The following is a 539-nucleotide window of genomic DNA, read 5'->3' as shown; positions in this document are numbered from 1 at the left end:
TTATTACTATATTCTGTTTTTCAACTATTTTTGTTTTCTCAAATCACCTTAAATAGGCTTTATTTTTATTTAGGTATAATTATCCCACCTCCTTCACAAGTCTTTACACAAGGGCAAACACAGCCCTAAAACAGCCATTATAATATTTTTGTCACATCACATTTTTTGATATTTTTTATTCTTCTGAAAACAATTATATCTTGACACTTACCTTCATCAGAGTTTATATACCACAAGTGGCTATGCCAACTTCAAAATAAAGGGGTTATTTTATGGATATTTTTAATTATTTTATTTCTAATCACAATGAAAACACACCTAAGTTTTCAGAAGTTTTTCACTCAACCAATGAACTAAAACTTATTCTTGATGACAAAAGTTATATTCTCGACCACTATCTTTCAATGTTTTTTCACCTGATAAAGCAAATGGATTTTACATATTTACAAGAAAAAATCCATTGTCTATTCAAAAAATCTGTTGAGAAATTTGCTGACTCATCAGAAAAATTTCACTATCAAGAACCTGAAACAAATGAA

General features: G+C 28.0%; 1 protein-coding gene. It reads left to right on the top strand.

What is annotated here, in order from left to right:
• Positions 1-272: 272 nt before the first annotated feature.
• Positions 273-539: hypothetical protein (locus tag B5E58_RS13335; protein ID WP_330395668.1), on the top strand; the 267-nt coding region annotated here is incomplete at its 3' end.

The organism is Tyzzerella sp. An114 (assembly GCF_002161055.1).
GTDB lineage: Bacteria > Bacillota > Clostridia > Lachnospirales > Anaerotignaceae > Fimicola > Fimicola cottocaccae.
Note: the sequence above shows the minus strand (reverse complement) of the source record. Positions and strands in the feature narration are given on the sequence as shown.